Raw genomic sequence first — 15839 nt, forward strand, 5'->3', positions numbered from 1 at the left:
CCTCACGCGAAGGCCCGGCTGCGGAGGCAGCCGGGCCTGGCGAGCGTCAGCGGACGAAGACCCCGATCCCGTTGGCGACCGAACGCTCGCCCGCGGCGTCGGTCGGGTGGTTGCGGACCGTGACGGTGTGCGCGCCGGGGTCGCGGGCCACGAGTGAGGTCGAGCCGCCGCCGTCGAGGTTCACGGCGTCGGCGGCGCCGGCCCGCTGCAGGAGCTGGGCGACCTCGGGGGTCGTCATGCCGCCGCTGGTGCCGGGTTTCGCCTGCACCGCGACGAGGTACAGCGTGTGCCCGTCGGCGCTGAAGCCGGCGCCGGTGCGGACCGCGGCGGTCTTGGCGTCCTGGCCGGCGACGACGGTGCCGTCGCGGAGGATCGGGAAGCCGCCGATCGCGAAGCGGAACGGGACGCCGCGCCCGGTCGACAGGGTGTACTGCATCGCCACGTGCTGGCCGACCTTGAGCGTCCGCAGCGCGTCCGCGCCGGCTTCGCGCCCGACCAGCACGGTCTCGTCCCGCGTGATCGCGCCGGCGCCGACGGTGCCGCCGACCGCGACGACCCGGTCGTGCCTGAGCGTCACCTCGGTGGTGTCGGTGCTGCACGCGGCGCCCCGGCTGGTGTCGGTGCCGCAGACCGAGCGGGCGCGGGAGGTCGCGCCCCACGCGCTGGTGTAGGCCCCGATGCCGCCGAGCGGGATCGCGTACTGGTTCAGACCGCCGAGCGAGTACGTGGCCGACTTGATGCGGACGCTGCCGTCCAGGTGCGCCGTGCCCAGCCGTGCCACCCGGTCGACGCCGACGCCGAGCACGGCCTCCGTCGTGACTCCGGGCGGCATCCCGGGCCCGAACCGCTGCCCGTTGGGGACGGCGGCCTTGAGGACGCGCCGATCGGCGATCTCGGGGCCGTCGGAGGAGTCGGTGAAGGCGACGCCGGGGTGCTGGGCCTCGGTGTTGTTGAAGAAGTCGCCGTTGACGCCGGCCACCGCTCCCTGCGCGTTCGCCATCTGCGACACCGTTTCGGCCTGTGCCACCGTCGGCGGGTGCAGCAGGTCCACGGAGACGCGCGGGTTGCGCAGGTCGACGGTCAGCAGCTCGCCCTGGATGGTCGCGGCACTCGCCGAAGCGGTCGTGAAGGACGAAAGCCGGACGCCGGGAGCGACCTGCTGGCTGCCGGTCACGTCGAAGGCCGTGTCCGCGATCGCCGGCGCAGGCAGCGTCGTCGCGGCCGCGGCGGTCAGCGTCAGCGCCACCAACGATCTGCGCAGTCTCATGGGCAGGTCCTTTCTTGCCGGAACGGGAACCCGCCCACTCTTGCGGCCGGTGGTGACCCCGTCCGTCCGTGGCCGTGAACCCGGCATGAACACCAGGAGGGCTCCTGGTTCGATTCCGGCGGCAAGCAAGAAGCCCAGGCCGAGGGGCCTGGGCTTCTTCGCTGACGCTGACCGCGGAGCTCAGCCTGCCGTTGTCGGCCTCCGGCGGCCGAGTGCCGCCAGGGTGTGCGGGTGGTCCGCCGGGGCGACGCCCGAGTGCAGAGCCGTCCAGCACGGCGGGCAGCAGTACTGGCGGAACACCACACGGGCGTCCGCGATGATCCGCGGCTCGGCGTCCGGCGGCCGAGAACTGCTCAGGTGAAGTACAACCTCGACGGCGCCGGATCCTGGTACACCCGCGGACTTCCGCCCTGCGTCGGATCCGCGCCGAAGGCCACGCCCTGCCCGGTGCGGACGCTGGTGAGGGTGAAGAAGCCGCTGAAGCTGGTCGGGTTGGCGACCGGGTCGATCGGGGTGAGGGTGAACTCGTCGGCGTGGTTGGCGTTGTCGGCGGCGCACGTGTAGAGCAGCTGGTGGCCCAGGGGGGTGGTCGTGGCGCTGGCGTGGAGGAAGCGGCCGGTGGCCTTGCCGGTGAGCGAGGTGCCGGCGCCGAGGGGGCCGAAGGACCACAGGTCGGCGTCCTCGACGGTGGCCGGGCGGGGACGGTGGACGACCTCGAACTTCGGGGGCGCGCCGGGTGCGGCCGGGATGGGTTCGGTGCTCGCGTGGAGACACTCGTTGGTCGCGTCTTCGCGGACGTAGGCGCCGTCGGGGCCGGGCAGGCCTGCGCAGAGGTAGCCGGCGGAGGTGGCGAGACGCAGTTGCTTGCGGACGGTGATGAGCTGCGCCGGCAGGTCGGGCACGCCCAGGCTGGTCAGCACGGTGCCCATCCGCTCGAGCAATGGGGTCAGCACTTCCTGCTGGGTTTTGCGGCCGAAGACCGTTTCGCGGTAGGTGCGGATCTGGTCCATCAGCTGCGCGCGGCGGCCGGCGTCGTTGTGGACGAGCTTGGCCAGCAGGCCGCTGGTGCGGACCGTGAAGTGCCGAGTGGGCTGGAAGGTCTGGTCGACGCCCCACGGGATGAGCTTGAACTTCACGTTGCCCACGCCGGGTGCGGCGACCGCCTCGACGTCGTTGTAGGCGTAGGTGTTGTTCGTGTTGCCGGTGTAGCCGTCCCAGTGCTTGAGGAAGAACTCCATCGCGTAGAGCTTCACGAACTGGTCGAGGTCGAACACCTCGGCGGCCCCGCTCAGCCCGTGGGCGGCGAGGTGGTCGATGGCCAGGCGCAGGTCGGCTTTGTCGTCGAACTCCGAGAGGTCCTCCACGCCGATGAAGTCGAACCGGGCGTCGGTGAAGTCGTCCTTGTGCTCCAGCTCGTAGAGATTCCCTTTCATGTTCCCGAAATTGCGCTCGATGTAGCGCGGCATGATCGGTTCGGCGTTCACGAAGACGCCGGGTGCCGGCGCGCCGGTGCCTTGGCCGACGAGGGTGCCGTTCACGCGGACGCGCGCGAAATTGCAGCGGGAATGTGGCAGCCCGGCGAGCTCGAACAGCTTGTAGTCGAGCGGTTGCCGCACGAAAGCGGAATCCTGCACGGAGTTGTTGAGCGTCAGGTACCGGGACCCGATGAGGTTCGCGATCAACGGTTTGTTGGCGTCGCGGAACTTCCCGAAGTCGATGTGCAGACACGGTTTGTCATTGCTGAACGAACCGCAGAACGACTTCTTCTTGATCCCCACCTCGGCGAACGACGTCCGCGCGGGGAACCGCGTCCCGGAGATCTCGACCGAAGTAGCCTTCCGCCAGGTGAATCGGCTGCCGCCGGTCCAGTCGAAGTTGCACCGCCCGCCGGCCGGCTCCTCGGTGCGCACCGCGTCCCAGTCGGACTGGGGCATGGTGATGTCGACCGTGAGCACGTTGTCCATTTCGTACAGGGAATCGAGTGCCCGCTGCTCCTGAACGCTCATCGTCCCACCTCCGCAACCGCCCCAGTGTACGGCTGGAAAAGCGCCCCTGTACTGCCCCGTTCGCCGCTTCTACGATTGGGGTATGGCATCGGTCGACGATCTCGTGGAGCTGGTCCAGCGCCCGGCGGCGGCCGAGAAGAACGCGATGGCCGCGAAGTGGAAGGACGAGGACGACGTGCGCCGCCTCATCGGCAAGGCGCGCGCGGCCTCGGCGGAGCAGCGGCAGGAGGTGCGCCGCGACATCGATCCCGCCCGGCTGTCGCCGGAATGGGCGCGGCTGTGGCAGAACCACGTCGACGCCGACCCGCCGGCGGACCACACGGAGGCCGTGACACACGAAGACGCGGCGCAGGCCGAGCGCGACGGAGTGGCTGCCGTCGCGATCGCGCGGATGGCGTTGACGGACGCGGCGCGGGCCGTGCTGGAGGCGCGGCTGGCGCGCATCCGGGCGGGGGAGGACGAGCCGGACGCGGTGACCGTCGACGGGCACGTGCCGCTGCGCGGCGCCAACCCCGATCGGGTTCGCGCTCAGCGCCCTGCTGGCCTGGCGCGCCGGGGAGTTCGGGGCGTTCGCGCGGGCGTGCACGCTGGTGGTGTGTTTCATCCTGCTGTGGCTCGGCGTGGGCAACGTGCTCTCGATCGCGCTGCCGAACCGCGACGAACCCCTGCTGAAGCGGCGTAAAACGGGCACGCTCAAGCAGTTCCTGATCGCGTTCGGCGTCGCGTCCGCCGTCGGCTACCTCGTCAACTTCATGCTGATCTGGCGCGTACTCGCCGCGCGGGCGCTGACGGAGCGGCTGGGCGCGGTCGTGCTGCCACTGATCGCGATCGTGCTGAGCTGCGTCGTGATGTGGGTGCTGCTGACCGTGTTCGCGATCGCGCTGGCGCAGCAGCCCGCGGTGCGCCGGCGGCTGCAACGCGAGACCGCCGACTACCGCGCGAACGCCGAAGCCGAGGCCTACGCCGCCGAAGAACGCGCGGCGGAACCGGTTTCGCCGGCGCCGTCGTGACCCCACCCGGTGCGGGTGAGGTGCCGGCCCGCTGGGTGACGGCATGCTCGCGCCCGAGAAGCTCGGGAGGAGACCGGTCATGGCCTCGCACAAGGACGCGCCCGTCGACCTGTACATCGCCGCCTACTCGGACCCCGACACCGCCCGCGGTGACTGGTCCGCGATCAAGCAGCTCGCGCACGAGGACGTGATCAAGGTCAAGGGCCTGATCCTCGTCAGCCGCCGCGCCGACGGCAAGATCCACGTCGACGACGACTTCCACACCACGCGCAAGGGCGCCACGTGGGGCGCCGTCGGCGGTGCGGTCGTCGGCCTGATCTTCCCGCCGACGCTTCTGGCCGGCGCGCTGGTGGGCGTCGGCCTCGGCGGAGGGATCGGCGGGCTGCTGTCGCACGCGGAGAAGAAGGCGATCAAGGCCGAGGTGGAGGACACGCTGCCGCCGGACAGCTCGGGCATCGTCGCACTGTTCGAGGAACGCTGGGTCGTCGAGGTCGACGAGGCCCTGCTGCACGCGGCGAAGGTCACGAAGGAGATGGTCGACAGCGAGAGCGCCGAGCAGGTGACGGCGGCGGCCTCCGCGGTGAAGGGCAAGGAGTAACGACCGTCCACACGGGCCGGCCACCCGGACTGGATCCGGGTCGCCGGCCCGCTGCTTCCGCCGTGGGAGCTTCCGCCTTGCTGGTGGGTGGTTTTGTCTTCTGGCCGAGCCTGTGGGGGCGTAGTCCTGGTTGTGGACAACCGGTCTACTACCTGAGGACGAAAATGATGGGCGGCAACAGCGGGCCGAAGGTGGCCGTGGTCACCGGCGCGTCGCAGGGGTTCGGTGCGGGGATCGTGGAGGGGTACCGCAAGCTGGGTTACGGGGTGGTCGCCACGGTGCGCTCGGTCGAGGAGTCCGGTGACGCCGGCGTGGTGCCGGGTGACCTCACCGACCCGGCGCCGTCGGAGCGGGTGGTCGCCGCGGCGATCGAGCGCTGCGGCCGGATCGACACGCTGATCAACAACGCCGGAGTGTTCGCGGCGAAGCCGTTCACCGAGTTCACGGCCGAGGACTTCCAGTGGCTGGTGTCGGTGAACCTGGCGGGCTGGTTCAACATCACGAGCAACGTGCTGCCGCACATGCTCGTACAGGGCGGTGGGCACATCGTGCAGATCACGACCAGTTTCGTGGACCACCCGGTGTTGATGGTGCCCGCGTCGGTGTCGATGCTGACCAAGGGCGGTCTGCAGGCGGCGACGAAGTCACTGGCCGTGGAGTACGCCGGGCGCGGGATCCGCGTCAACGCGGTCGCTCCGGGGATCCACAAGACCGCGCTGAACCCGCCCGAGACCTACGCCGAGCGCGCCGGCCTGCACCCGCTGGGCCGCATGGCCGAGGTCAGCGACATCGTCGAAGGCGTGCTTACCTGGAAAACGCCACGTTCGTCACCGGCGAGATCCTCAACGTCAACGGCGGCCTGAGCGCCGGCCACTGACCCACGCGATACCCCAGGGCCGCGGACGATCACTGTCCGCGGCCCTGGGGGTGTCCACTTCGAAACGTCCACAAGGGACGGCTCTCACGAGCGAAGGTCATGCCACGATCTTGGACACGTGGTAGTGGCTGATCAACCAGTCGCCCCCGGCTTGCCGCAGCAGGATCACGGTCAGGTGAAACCGGAGTTCGGTGCCGTCGGGGCGGGTGAACACCGGGTCGACGCAGGCGGAAAGCACGCCCTGGCGAGGGCCGGATTTCCCTGATCTCATAACGAACCGTCAATCCGACGGGCCGTTCGTCGTAATACTTCTCGATGCTTTCCGGCCGAGGGAGTAGCCGGGGTGCGCACCCTGGAAGAGGGCGTCTTCGGTGAAGCAGGTCGCGACCCGGTCGGGCCGGTGCGAGTCGACGTCGTCCTTCCAGCCGTCGAGAACCCGGGTGATGACCGCTTGGTAGTCCATATTGACCTCGGCAGATTCGCTCAGTAGTAGACCGGTTGTCCAGCTCGGGTGTGGTGAAAGGCAGCTTCTACTACTTCTTCGAGTCCAAAGAGGCGCTCGGAGCTGAGCAACCAGACCGAAGCGATTCGCCCGCGGCCGCAGGAGATCTTCGAGACACAGGTGGATCTGGTCCGGGCGGTCGTCGTCGAAGCGCGAGAACGCGGTGCCGCGCACGTCGACGACACCCGGGAGGCCGCGCGGTCGATCGTCGCGCAGCTGGAGGGGCAGATCAGGTTCGTCAAGCTCGACAACGACAGCCAGCGGCTGTGGGCCAGCTGCCTGGCGCTCCTCGGCGCGCGCGGGGAGCTGGCTGCGTGACCGGCGCCGTCGAGACGCGCGGTCGGTCCGGCGGCTTCCGGTCGGTGGTCGGACCAGCGACCGGTTCGGCCGGGGCGGGTGCGGGGTGCGGGGTGCGCCCGAGCTCGAGCCGACCCCTGATGCGGTCGGGAACGCGCGTCGTCCGCGGCGAGCGGGATGATCGCCGGGGACCGGTTCCGCCCGGCTGCCCGGAGACTGGGCGCCATGTGGAGCCGCGTGCCGCTGCGGCGGACCTTCGCGCGCGTCGCCCCGCGGATCCTGCTGGCGGCGGCGTTGCTGCCCGGCTTCGGTTTCCTGATCACCGCGCCCAGTGCAGCGACGTCGACGACGCCTACCGCATCGAGTTCGCCCACGAGGGTGACAGCTGCGACGAGTACCTCGACGTGCACCTGAGCATCGACACCGGCGAGGCGATGGCCTGCACGTCGTTGCCGCTCTCGTTCGGTGGCTCGCTGGACTTTCCCGGCTTCACCTCCGCGCAGCAGACGGAGATCGGCGCGCTGGTCCAGCGGCTCGCCGCGGACGGGTTGGCCGAGGCCGAACAGCAGCGGAACCAGAGCCGGGTCGACGAGATCGCGGCCGCCGTGCCCGACTCGGCCCGGTCGTACCACTACACGGGGCTGTGGGGTACCGGCCTGGCGTGGCTGGGCGGGGCGATCGTCGTGGCCGCGCTGGTGCTGTTCTTCACGCTGCGTCGTCGCCTCGAGTCGTGGCTCGCGGGAGGGTGAGGTGGGTTTCCGTGACAGCGTGGTGCGGTCTGCCGCGACGTTGCTCCTTCGGGGTGGTGATGTCGGGCACGTGCGGGTGAAGGCGCTACTGGAAGCGGACAAAGTGGCACGAAATACACTTCGTCGCGGTGTTGGGTGATTGACGGGTCCGAGGCCACCCCCGTAGCGTTCTGCGCGCGTGACGGCTTCTGAGAAGCCGGTGAGATTCCGGCACGGTCGCGCCACTGTGAGCCCGTTGTGCAGCTGATGGGCGAGTCAGGTCGAGGAGCCGTCACCTGTTCCACCCGCAAGGGACGCGTCATCCCGAAGGAGAACCAGACATGGCCACCATTCCGGCCGATCGCTCCACCCCCGTCGTCCTGCCCGTGTCGAAGGCCGTGCTGTGGCTCGGCCTGAGCGTGGCGGCAGCGCTGCTGCTGTACTACTTCATCGGCATCGACCAGGGCGCCACCTCGGTGTTCGGCAGCGACACCCACGTTCACGAGTTCGTGCACGACGCGCGTCATTTCCTCGGCTTCCCCTGCCACTGACGCACGAACGGACAACCGAACATGGAACAGAAGCTGATCCTGCGCGGCCTCCTTGCCGGCGCGCTGGGTGGCCTGCTCGCGTTCGTCTTCGCGCGCATTTTCGCGGAGTCGCAGATCCAGGCCGCCATCGACTACGAGTCCGGCCGGGACGCCGCCCAGGAGGCGCTGAACGAGGCCGCGGGCATGCAGATGGACCACGAAGGTGCGGAGGTGTTCAGCCGCGCCGTTCAGGCGAACGTCGGCATCGGCGTCGGCATGATCCTCTTCGGCGTCGCGATGGGCCTGCTGTTCGCGGTCGTGTACACGGTCTGCCTGGGCCGCGTCGGGCAGGTGCGGGCCCGCGTGCTGGCGATCCTGGTCGCGGGTGCGGGTTTCCTGAGCCTGTATCTGGTGCCGTTCCTGAAGTACCCGGCCAACCCGCCGGCGATCGGGCACCCGGAGACGATCGGCGCGCGCAGCGGCCTGTACCTGGCGATGGTCGCGGGCTCGATCATCTTCCTGGCCGGCGCCGTGCTGCTGGGCCGCCGCATTGCGTCGAAGCTCGGCACCTGGAACGCGACGCTGATCGCGGCCGCCGCGTTCATCGTGGTGTCGGGGGTCCTGATGGCCCTGCTGCCGTCGCTGGGTCACCTGTCGGCCAATGTCGCCGAATACGGCGTGCAGCCGACCGAGACGCCGCTGCCACTGAAAAACCCGGCGGGCGCCATCGTGTATCCCGGCTTCCCGGCCGACACGCTCTTCGAGTTCCGCTTCTACTCGGTGATCGCGCAGGCCATCCTGTGGGCGACGATCGCGCTCGTGTTCTGCCCGCTGGCCGAGCGCGTGCTCTCCGGCGGACGCAAGGAGAAGGTCGCCGCCGCGGCGTGAACCCGTTCTTCGCTTTCGACACGCACGCCGCCGGTGACCAGCCGGCGGCGTCGTGGCGTCCGCTGGCCGAAGTCCTCGACGACGGACCGGTGCTGCGCGAACGCGTGGCGCAGGTCCGAGCCGTGCTCGCCGCCGGCGGTGGCGAGGTGGAGCTGCGGGTCGCCGCGTCCGTGACGCACCTGGGCATCGCGGCTCGCCTCCTGTCGCCCGCCCTCGCGCTCGCCGTGGGCGACGGCGTGGTCCCCGACTTCTCCGACGCGTGGTGGCAGCCGACGATCGGCGGCGCCGTTCCGTTGTCGCTGCCCGAAACCCAGCCCGTCGACGACGACCCGGTCGCGCTCTTCGACCGTCGAGTCCTGCGTGGACCGTTGAGCCGCCTGGACACCGCGCTCGCGCAGTTCTCGCTCTCGGAGACCATCCGCCGCGGCAACGTCGCCTCCGCCCTCAACGGCGCGGTCACGATGCTCCGCCAAGAACGTCCGGAGTGGACGGACGAGATCAACCGGTTCCGCGACAGCCTGGAAGCCCTGCCCGCCCTCGCCGACACCGCCACCCGCGAGGACGGCCGCTTCCGCCGCCGCAGCTGCTGCCTCATCTACCGCGCCGCGCCGCGCCACGACGGCCCGAAATGCGGCGACTGCGTGCTGGCCTGACTCCGGCCGAAGTGCATTCGGGTCGCAGGTCCGCTCATGAACGGGTCAACCCACCGCACGGACCGACGATGGCGGCCCGCAGCGCGGGTGATCGCGCTTTGGTGCGGCCTCGCGGTGGTCGCCGCTGTTGCCGGTGTCGTCGATTCGTTCATGTCCGGAGCGCCGCACCTGCCGCAGCAGGTGTTGTTCACGGCCTTCGCCGGGATCGCCGGCGGCGCCATCTCACTCGCCCTCAACTGCGCGGCCGGCACCACCGCATTCGCGTGCTCAACGACCGGCAGCACCGCTCCGTCGCCGCCGAGGTCGTGAGCTTCCTCTGGTTCGACACGACCATCGACCGCGCGGTGGCGGCCGGCGACCACACGCTGGTCCTGCTGCGGCTGCACTCGGTGGCCCACGCCGGGGACGGCGCGCCGCTGGTGTTCCACCGCAGTTGTTTCCGGCAGGCGGTGTGACGCGTCGACCCGACCGGCCCGGCCGGTCAGCCGACCTCGGTGAGCTTGCCGCTGCCCACGTCGAACACGAAGCCGCGCACGGAGTCCTTTCGCGGGATGAACGGGCTGTTCTTGATTCGCGCGAGGGACTGGCGCACCTCGGTGATCACGCCGCCGGTGTAGGGCCCGCCTACTGGTCGAGATACGTCCTGATCACCGAGAACCGCAGGTAGTCGTCATTGACGTGCACCACCGTGACCGCCACCGGGAGCTCGTCGGCGCGGATGTGGGTGTGGCGCAGGCGCAGGACGGGGCGCGTGCGGGGGAGGCCCAGCGCCGTGGCGATCGCGGTGGGCGGGAGGACGGGGCGGATCTCGGCGACGGAGTAGCAGACGGGCGTGCCGGTGTCGGTTTCGACGAACTCGAAGGTGGAGCGGCGCGGGTCGCTGTCTTCGGGGTGTTCGCCAAGCAGGGTGGCGGGGACGTGGTCGACGCTGTGGACCGCGGGTTTGCCGTCGGCGTCGAAGACGCGTTCGATGCGCAGCGCGCGCTCGCCGGCAGGGAGTTCCAGCGAGGTGGCGAGCTCGTCGTCGAGGGCGATGAGGCGCTGGTCGAGCGTGCGGACGGCGGGGCGGTAGCCGGCCTGGGTGAGCAGGTCGACGAAGGGGCTGGCCTCGGCGAGGTTGGCGGCGATGCCGATCGTGTGGCGGTTGATGAAGGTGCCGCTGCCGTGCAGGCGCCGGATGCGGCCTTCCTTCTGCAGCGACTGCAGGACCGAGCGCAGCGTCGCGCGGCTGACGCCGAGTGCGGTGCTCAACTCTTCCTCCGACGGCAGGCGGTAGCGGCCCTCGGCGGCGTAGCGCGCGATGGCCTCGCGCATCCGCTCCTTGGCCTGCCGGTAGGAGTCCGCGGCGACCGTCTGGATCGAGAGGGGTGTCAGCTCCGGCTCACGCATGACCATCGGTTGTCCTCCCCGGGGCGGCCTCACGGCCCGTCGTACGGCAACGCTGCCGACACGCACAGTCGATCGGCACCCTCCGAGCGTAATGACCTCGCGCCGCCTGCTGAACCCACCCTGGGCCAGGCAGATGGGTGATCACGAGCGGTCACGAGTCGCGCCACCGAGGTTCCCACTCCTCAAGTTGCTCCAGCGTCTCCTGCTCGCTCCAGTCGGTCAGCCCGGCGAAGCGCGCCCAGTTCCCGCCCACCATGTTCGCCACGTCCAGGCGCGAGATCGGCGCGCCGGGGTCCGCGACGTCGTTGACGAGCGCGAGCTTTGGCAGCAGGACGGCCGGTTTGCCGCCGCCGGGATAGTCGGTGCCCCAGCAGATCCGCGACAGCGGGCAGCCCAGCTGCTGGGCGCGCAGGAGGAAGTCGTAGAGCTGGCGTTGCGTGGACTTCGTGGCGAACATGCTGATGTCGAGGTAGGTGTTGTCGTGGCGGGCCACCATCGCGAGGCACTCGTCGACCCACGGGAACCCGGCGTGGCACACCAGCAGCGGCAGGTCGGGGAAGTGCCGGGCGACCTCGTCGAGCGCGCCGGGCCGGCCGTAGTCGAGCACGGTGTCCTTGGCCGAGGACGTGCCCATGTGGACCATCACGCCGATGCCGAGCTCGACCGCGCGCTCGTAGATCGGGAAGGCGAGGTCGCGGTCGGCGGGCGCGTAGTGGTCGTACATGGGATAGAGCTTCAGTCCCTGCAGGCCCAGTTCGCCGACGGCGCGGGTCAGCTCGTCGCGAGCCCACTCGACGCCGCGGAACTTCGGGTTCACGGCGCTCATGCCGATCAGCTCGGGATGCTGCCGGGTGAGCGAGGCGATGTAGTCGTTGCTCTTGGCCACTTCCAGCGGACCGTCCACATCGGTCACCCGGCCGAGGTCGATGGTCCCGCGTTCGCCGTATGTGGTGTAAGTCGAGGGCGCGACGGCCAGCACGGTCGCACGGTCCACACCCGCGCTCACGTGGTCGTCGACGAGCGTACCCGGGTCGATCGGGTCCAGGTCACCTTCCAGCCCGGCCCAGTCCTCGTCCGTGGCCGGCCGGTACGCGGGCAGCCGGCCCGCCCGGCGGTGCCCGGGCGCGCGCATCTCGCGCACGAACCGGTCGTGGCCCGGCGGCAGGGCGGTGGCCAGCACGTGGTTGTGGCAGTCGATGATCACTCGTCGAACTCCTCGGCCAGGCTTCGCCAGATCGCCCGCTGCAGGCGCTGGAACTCGGGTTCGAACCGGACTTCCTGGAAGTGCCGCGGCCGGTCCAGGGAGATGCGGAACTCCTCCTTGATCGTGCCGGGACCGCGGCTCATCACGAGCACGCGGTCGGCCATCGCCACGGCCTCCTCGACGTCGTGGGTCACGAAGACCACGCTCTTGCCGAGGTTCTCCCAGATGGAGAGGAACTCGCCGCCGAGGCGGATCCGCATCTGCGCGTCCAGCGGCCCGAACGGTTCGTCCATCAGGTAGACGTCCGGGTCGTACGCCAGTGCGCGGGCGATGCCGACGCGCTTGCGCATGCCGCCGGAGAGCTGGTTGGGGTAGCTCTGCTCGAACGACGTGAGCCCGACCAGCTCGACCAGCCGGCGCACCTCGGCGCGTTGCTCTTCGGCCGAGACTCCCTTCAAGGCCAACGGAAAGCGGATGTTGTCCGCGACGGTGCGCCACGGAAACAACGCGTCGGACTGGAAAACCAGGCCCACGCCTTCCGGCACGCCTTCGGGCACCGGTGCGCCGTCGAGCCGGATCTCGCCGGTGGTCGTGGGCAGCAGGCCCGCGATCAGCTTGAGCAGCGTGGACTTCCCGCACCCGCTGGGCCCGACGAGCGCCACGAACTCGCCGGGCGCGAGGTCGAGGGTCACGTCGTCGAGCGCGACGAACCGGCCCTTCGGGGTGCGGTAGCCGAGCCCGACCCCGCGCAGGCTGAGCTTCGGCGTGGCCGCGACGGACTCGGGTGAGGACGTCAACGTTTCGGTCATCGTGGTCCTCCCGGCTACTTCGCGGGCAGCAGGCTGTAGTCGAAGATGTCCTGAGTGGACGGAACCGGCGCGGTGAGGAAACCGGTACGCACCAGCAGGTCCGTCGAGGATTTCACCACCGCGTCCTGCGCCTTGAGGCCGTCGGGCACGCTCTTGACGGCCTCGGCGACGATCGTCTTGAGGTCGGCGTCGCTGATCTTGTAGCCCTGCTTCTTCATCCACGTCGTCGCCTGGTCCGGGTTGGCCTTGGCCTGGGCGGACGCCTCGTCCATCGCGGCGAGGAAGGTCTTCATGAGGTCCTGGTGCCCGGAAACCCAGTCCTGGTCGGCCATCGCGACGATGTCGACGTAGTGGTAGTCCGGCTCCTGCCACAGGACCTTGAACTTCCCGGTCCGCAGCAGCTGCAGCGTATCGGGCTGGCTCGTCATCCCGGCCACGACCTGGCCGCCGTTGAGCTCGGCCTGCATCGTCGCGCCCGCCCCGCCGCTGACGACGGTCAGGTCCTTCTTCGGGTTCAGCCCCGCGTCCAGCGCCGCCTTCTGCATTTCCGTGTCCGACAGCGTGCCCGGCGCGGTCACGGCCACCTTCTTGCCGGCGAGGTCCTTGACCGAGGCGATGTCGTTGCGGGCGACCATGAGGTAGGAGAAGCGGTCGTTGGCCACGGCGTAGGCGCGCATCTTCACGCCCTTCTTCTGCGCCAGCACGACGTGCCCGATGTCGCCCATGAACACGTCGGCGCTGCCGCCGATGAGCGCGTTGGTGGCGGTGGAACCGCTGGTGACGCACATGGGCTTGATGGTGATGCCCTTCTGCGCCGCGATCCCGCTGTTCTGCGCGAGCTCGGCGGCGATGGGGGCCAGGCCGCTGCAGAACAGCTCGACCCGGATCGTCTTGGCGTCGCCGCCGCTGCCGGCCGACGAGCTGCCGCACGCGGTGGCGGTCGCGGCCAGGGCGAGCGCGGCCACGGTGGCCGTGACGCGGGAGAGGATGGTCATCGGTGGTGTCCTCATCTGTGCGGTGATCGGAGGGGACCTCAGCGGGTGGCGCGGTGACGCAGGACCCGTCGCTCGACGAGCGCGACGAGCTGTTCGGCGAGCATGGCGATCACCGTGATGATCACCAGGCCCGCGAAGACTCCGGTGGTGTCGAGCACGTTGGCGGCGTAACCCATGTAGTAGCCCAGCCCCTGGCTCGCGCCGACGAGCTCGGCGATCACCGCGCCGATCAGCGCCAGCGCGATCGACAGCCGAAGACTGGTCAGGATCCAGGGCGCGATCGAGGGGAGGATGGCCCACCGCAGCCGGGCCGTCCACGGCGCGCGGAAGCTGCGCGTCATCTCCAGCAGGTCGGGCTCGATGCCGCGCATGCCCTGGTAGGTGTTGTAGAAGGCGACGAACACGACCATGGTCACGACCATGAAGATCTTCGACTCCAGGCCGATCCCGAACCACACGATGAACAACGGCGCGAGCGCCACGCGCGGCAGGCTGTAGAGCGCCATGATGTACGGGTAGAACCAGCGTCCGACGGTTTTCGACGGCGCGATCAGCACACCCAGCGCCACGCCGATCACCATGCCGATCGCCAGCCCGGCGAAGGTTTCCGCCAGTGTGGTCCCCAGGTCCGGCCACAGCGTGCCCCCGCCGACCAGCTCGACGATCCGCTGGACGATCAGCCACGGGCTGCTCACCGTGAACGCCCCGAACACCTGCCCGGCCAGCTGCCACAGCACGACGATCAGCACGCCGACGCCCCACTGCCCGCCGCGGACCACCCACCGGTGGCGCCGGTCCGCCCGCCGGTCGCGGTCGTCCTGGGAGTCCACCGGTCCGTCACGCTCGGTTCGTCCGGCCGAGCCGTCGACACGGTTCGCCACCATCCGTTGCCTCCTCAGACGTCAGACGTCTGACGGACCATAGGAGCCGGTCCGGGCGGGCACAAGGGTTCTCAGGGGGTGGGACCAGGGCTTGCTTTTGTTCGGTTTTGTGCTGGCCAGGGTGGTTGTCCACTGTGGATGTTCAGTGGTGTGGCCGGGCGCCACGGCGCTTCCGGACTTCAGGCGTCGAACGTGGCCAGCCGGTCCGGATGGCCCTGGACGGCCGTGCGCTGCAGGTGGTGAAGCACGCTGCGCACTCCGCCCAGTTCTTCGCCGCCCCCGGCGCGGCCCGGGCCGCCGTGAACGGTGTGGGGCAAGGGAGAACCGTGTCCGGTGGACTCGTCGGCGGTCATCCGGTTCAGGACCAGCAGCCGGCCGTGCCAAGGGGCGGCGCCCACGACGACCTCGCGGGCGAACGCGGGATCGTGGCTGACGATCGAGCCCACGAGGCTGCCGGCCCCGCGCGCGGCGAGCGTGACCGCCTCCTCGGCTCCGTCGTAGGGCATGAGCGTGCTGACCGGACCGAAGGCTTCGACCTCGTGCGGAGCCGACGCGGTCGTGTCGTCGCACCGCAGCAGCAGCGGGGAGACGAACGCACCGCGAACCGGGTCGGCGTCGACGAGGTCGACGTGGGCGGGATCGCCGAACACGAGTTTCGCGGTGGTGGTCAGGGCGGCGACCCGTTCGAGGACCTCGGTGCGCTGTGCGAGGCCGGCCAGCGGACCCATGGTCACCGAGGGGTCCGCTGGGTTGCCGACCGTCACCTCCGTCGACCGCTCCCCGGACCGCGGCGGCGTACTTCGCCGACCCGAGCACGACCCCGGCCCGCGAGTCGACGACGAGTTTGCGCAGCTCCGCCGCCGTGAGCATGGTCGAGGCGGGCACGGCGACGGCGCCGAGGTACATGCTCGCGAGGATCGTGGTGAACAGCTCCAGCTCGTCGACCATGCACGTCAGCACGCGTTTTTCCGGGCGCACGCCGAGCGCGCGCAGTGCGGACGCGACCCGCCGCACCTCGCCGTCGAGCTCGGCGTAGGTCAAGGTGCGCGACGGCGTGGCCACGGCGGTGCGAGCGCCGTGGCCGTCGCGGAGGTGCCGGGCGACGAGGTAGTCGACCGCGTTGAACGTGGGGGGTGTGACGGAGTCAGTCGGCATCGCGCCAGCCTTAGGGGGGTGGACGTGGTCGGAGCCGCCTGCCTCGGCAG

Annotated in this window: 19 protein-coding genes, 3 pseudogenes and 1 riboswitch; of the genes and pseudogenes, 10 read left to right on the forward strand and 12 right to left on the reverse strand. The window is 70.2% G+C overall.

Annotation, left to right across the window (positions count from 1 at the left end):
- Positions 1-46 precede the first annotated feature (46 nt).
- Positions 47-1267 carry a phosphodiester glycosidase family protein gene (locus QRX50_RS23515; protein ID WP_285974064.1) on the reverse strand — a complete coding sequence of 407 codons (1221 nt, stop codon included), beginning with the start codon at positions 1265-1267 and terminating at the stop codon, positions 47-49.
- Positions 1268-1620: 353 nt separating this feature from the next.
- Positions 1621-3273 (reverse strand): CotH kinase family protein, encoded by a 1653-nt coding sequence (locus QRX50_RS23520; protein WP_285974065.1) that lies wholly within the window; start codon positions 3271-3273, stop codon positions 1621-1623.
- Between the two features lie 82 nt (positions 3274-3355).
- Between QRX50_RS23520 and QRX50_RS23525 the strand changes: the two genes are divergently transcribed.
- From QRX50_RS23525 to QRX50_RS23540, 4 genes are all read left to right on the forward strand, one after another.
- Positions 3356-3955, forward strand: coding sequence for a hypothetical protein (locus QRX50_RS23525; RefSeq protein ID WP_285974066.1), 600 nt, complete (start codon positions 3356-3358; stop codon positions 3953-3955).
- Positions 3894-4283, forward strand: a complete 390-nt coding sequence (locus QRX50_RS23530) for a hypothetical protein (protein ID WP_285974067.1) — start codon at positions 3894-3896, stop codon at positions 4281-4283. Before QRX50_RS23525 ends, QRX50_RS23530 begins: the two co-directional genes overlap by 62 nt.
- 79 nt (positions 4284-4362) lie before the next feature.
- On the forward strand, positions 4363-4881 hold the full coding sequence (locus QRX50_RS23535; RefSeq protein WP_285974068.1) for a DUF1269 domain-containing protein: 519 nt from the start codon (positions 4363-4365) through the stop codon (positions 4879-4881).
- A gap of 164 nt (positions 4882-5045) precedes the next feature.
- A complete protein-coding gene (locus QRX50_RS23540; RefSeq protein WP_285974069.1) occupies positions 5046-5744 on the forward strand; it encodes an SDR family NAD(P)-dependent oxidoreductase in 699 nt (232 codons plus the stop codon).
- Positions 5745-5855: 111 nt separating this feature from the next.
- On the opposite strand, the gene QRX50_RS23545 is transcribed toward QRX50_RS23540, so the two are convergent.
- Together QRX50_RS23545 and QRX50_RS23550 are read right to left on the reverse strand one after the other, a co-directional pair.
- A complete protein-coding gene (locus QRX50_RS23545) occupies positions 5856-6029 on the reverse strand; it encodes a Cif family virulence factor (RefSeq protein WP_285974070.1) in 174 nt (57 codons plus the stop codon).
- Positions 6030-6038: 9 nt separating this feature from the next.
- Positions 6039-6221: a nuclear transport factor 2 family protein gene (locus QRX50_RS23550; protein WP_285974071.1), complete on the reverse strand. Its 183-nt coding sequence runs from the start codon at positions 6219-6221 to the stop codon at positions 6039-6041.
- Between the two features lie 159 nt (positions 6222-6380).
- On the opposite strand from QRX50_RS23550, the gene QRX50_RS23555 reads away from it, so the two are divergent.
- The 6 genes from QRX50_RS23555 to QRX50_RS23580 all read left to right on the forward strand — a co-directional run bounded on the left by QRX50_RS23555 (position 6381) and on the right by QRX50_RS23580 (position 9811).
- Positions 6381-6578, forward strand: coding sequence for a hypothetical protein (locus QRX50_RS23555; RefSeq protein WP_285974072.1), 198 nt, complete (start codon positions 6381-6383; stop codon positions 6576-6578).
- 206 nt (positions 6579-6784) lie between these two features.
- A complete protein-coding gene (locus QRX50_RS23560) occupies positions 6785-7306 on the forward strand; it encodes a hypothetical protein (protein ID WP_285974073.1) in 522 nt (173 codons plus the stop codon).
- Positions 7307-7471: 165 nt separating this feature from the next.
- Positions 7472-7593: riboswitch (cobalamin riboswitch) on the forward strand.
- A 33-nt stretch (positions 7594-7626) separates the two neighbouring features.
- A complete protein-coding gene (locus QRX50_RS23565) occupies positions 7627-7836 on the forward strand; it encodes a CbtB domain-containing protein (RefSeq protein ID WP_285974074.1) in 210 nt (69 codons plus the stop codon).
- 21 nt (positions 7837-7857) lie between these two features.
- Positions 7858-8703, forward strand: coding sequence for a CbtA family protein (locus tag QRX50_RS23570; protein WP_285974075.1), 846 nt, complete (start codon positions 7858-7860; stop codon positions 8701-8703).
- Positions 8700-9356: a (2Fe-2S)-binding protein gene (locus QRX50_RS23575; RefSeq protein ID WP_285974076.1), complete on the forward strand. Its 657-nt coding sequence runs from the start codon at positions 8700-8702 to the stop codon at positions 9354-9356. Before QRX50_RS23570 ends, QRX50_RS23575 begins: the two co-directional genes overlap by 4 nt.
- Positions 9357-9619: 263 nt before the next feature.
- On the forward strand, positions 9620-9811 hold the full coding sequence (locus QRX50_RS23580; protein ID WP_285974077.1) for a flavin reductase family protein: 192 nt from the start codon (positions 9620-9622) through the stop codon (positions 9809-9811).
- 26 nt (positions 9812-9837) lie between these two features.
- Here QRX50_RS23580 and QRX50_RS23585 read toward each other — a convergent pair.
- The 8 genes and pseudogenes from QRX50_RS23585 to QRX50_RS23620 form a co-directional block, all read right to left on the reverse strand.
- Positions 9838-9951, reverse strand: a pseudogene (locus QRX50_RS23585) (carbonic anhydrase); the annotation flags it as partial.
- A gap of 29 nt (positions 9952-9980) precedes the next feature.
- Positions 9981-10751, reverse strand: coding sequence for a GntR family transcriptional regulator (locus QRX50_RS23590; RefSeq protein ID WP_285974078.1), 771 nt, complete (start codon positions 10749-10751; stop codon positions 9981-9983).
- 145 nt (positions 10752-10896) lie between these two features.
- The gene (locus QRX50_RS23595) at positions 10897-11949 is read right to left on the reverse strand and encodes an amidohydrolase family protein (protein WP_285974079.1); all 1053 of its coding nucleotides are present in this window, start codon (positions 11947-11949) and stop codon (positions 10897-10899) included.
- Positions 11946-12758, reverse strand: coding sequence for an ABC transporter ATP-binding protein (locus QRX50_RS23600; protein ID WP_285974080.1), 813 nt, complete (start codon positions 12756-12758; stop codon positions 11946-11948). The genes QRX50_RS23595 and QRX50_RS23600 overlap by 4 nt, the downstream gene beginning before the upstream one ends.
- Before the next feature lie 14 nt (positions 12759-12772).
- Positions 12773-13753: an ABC transporter substrate-binding protein gene (locus QRX50_RS23605; protein WP_285974081.1), complete on the reverse strand. Its 981-nt coding sequence runs from the start codon at positions 13751-13753 to the stop codon at positions 12773-12775.
- A gap of 38 nt (positions 13754-13791) precedes the next feature.
- Entirely contained in the window at positions 13792-14637 is an 846-nt protein-coding gene (locus QRX50_RS23610; protein WP_285974082.1) for an ABC transporter permease, read from the reverse strand.
- Between the two features lie 203 nt (positions 14638-14840).
- Positions 14841-15410 (reverse strand): annotated as a pseudogene (locus tag QRX50_RS23615) (aldehyde dehydrogenase family protein); the annotation flags it as partial.
- 91 nt (positions 15411-15501) lie between these two features.
- Positions 15502-15789, reverse strand: a pseudogene (locus tag QRX50_RS23620) (AMP-binding protein); the annotation flags it as partial.
- Between the last annotated feature and the right edge of the window lie 50 nt (positions 15790-15839).

Source organism: Amycolatopsis sp. 2-15 (genome assembly GCF_030285625.1).
GTDB lineage: Bacteria > Actinomycetota > Actinomycetes > Mycobacteriales > Pseudonocardiaceae > Amycolatopsis > Amycolatopsis carbonis.

Coding starts and splice junctions, on each gene's coding strand:
- QRX50_RS23520 (WP_285974065.1), bottom strand. CDS start 3,273: ATGAGCGTTCAGGAGCAGCGGGCACTCGATTCCCTGTACGAAATGGAC.
- QRX50_RS23610 (WP_285974082.1), bottom strand. CDS start 14,637: ATGGTGGCGAACCGTGTCGACGGCTCGGCCGGACGAACCGAGCGTGAC.
- QRX50_RS23605 (WP_285974081.1), bottom strand. CDS start 13,753: ATGACCATCCTCTCCCGCGTCACGGCCACCGTGGCCGCGCTCGCCCTG.
- QRX50_RS23515 (WP_285974064.1), bottom strand. CDS start 1,267: ATGAGACTGCGCAGATCGTTGGTGGCGCTGACGCTGACCGCCGCGGCC.
- QRX50_RS23590 (WP_285974078.1), bottom strand. CDS start 10,751: ATGGTCATGCGTGAGCCGGAGCTGACACCCCTCTCGATCCAGACGGTC.
- QRX50_RS23565 (WP_285974074.1), top strand. CDS start 7,627: ATGGCCACCATTCCGGCCGATCGCTCCACCCCCGTCGTCCTGCCCGTG.
- QRX50_RS23525 (WP_285974066.1), top strand. CDS start 3,356: ATGGCATCGGTCGACGATCTCGTGGAGCTGGTCCAGCGCCCGGCGGCG.
- QRX50_RS23600 (WP_285974080.1), bottom strand. CDS start 12,758: ATGACCGAAACGTTGACGTCCTCACCCGAGTCCGTCGCGGCCACGCCG.
- QRX50_RS23550 (WP_285974071.1), bottom strand. CDS start 6,221: ATGGACTACCAAGCGGTCATCACCCGGGTTCTCGACGGCTGGAAGGAC.
- QRX50_RS23545 (WP_285974070.1), bottom strand. CDS start 6,029: ATGAGATCAGGGAAATCCGGCCCTCGCCAGGGCGTGCTTTCCGCCTGC.
- QRX50_RS23535 (WP_285974068.1), top strand. CDS start 4,363: ATGGCCTCGCACAAGGACGCGCCCGTCGACCTGTACATCGCCGCCTAC.
- QRX50_RS23540 (WP_285974069.1), top strand. CDS start 5,046: ATGATGGGCGGCAACAGCGGGCCGAAGGTGGCCGTGGTCACCGGCGCG.
- QRX50_RS23570 (WP_285974075.1), top strand. CDS start 7,858: ATGGAACAGAAGCTGATCCTGCGCGGCCTCCTTGCCGGCGCGCTGGGT.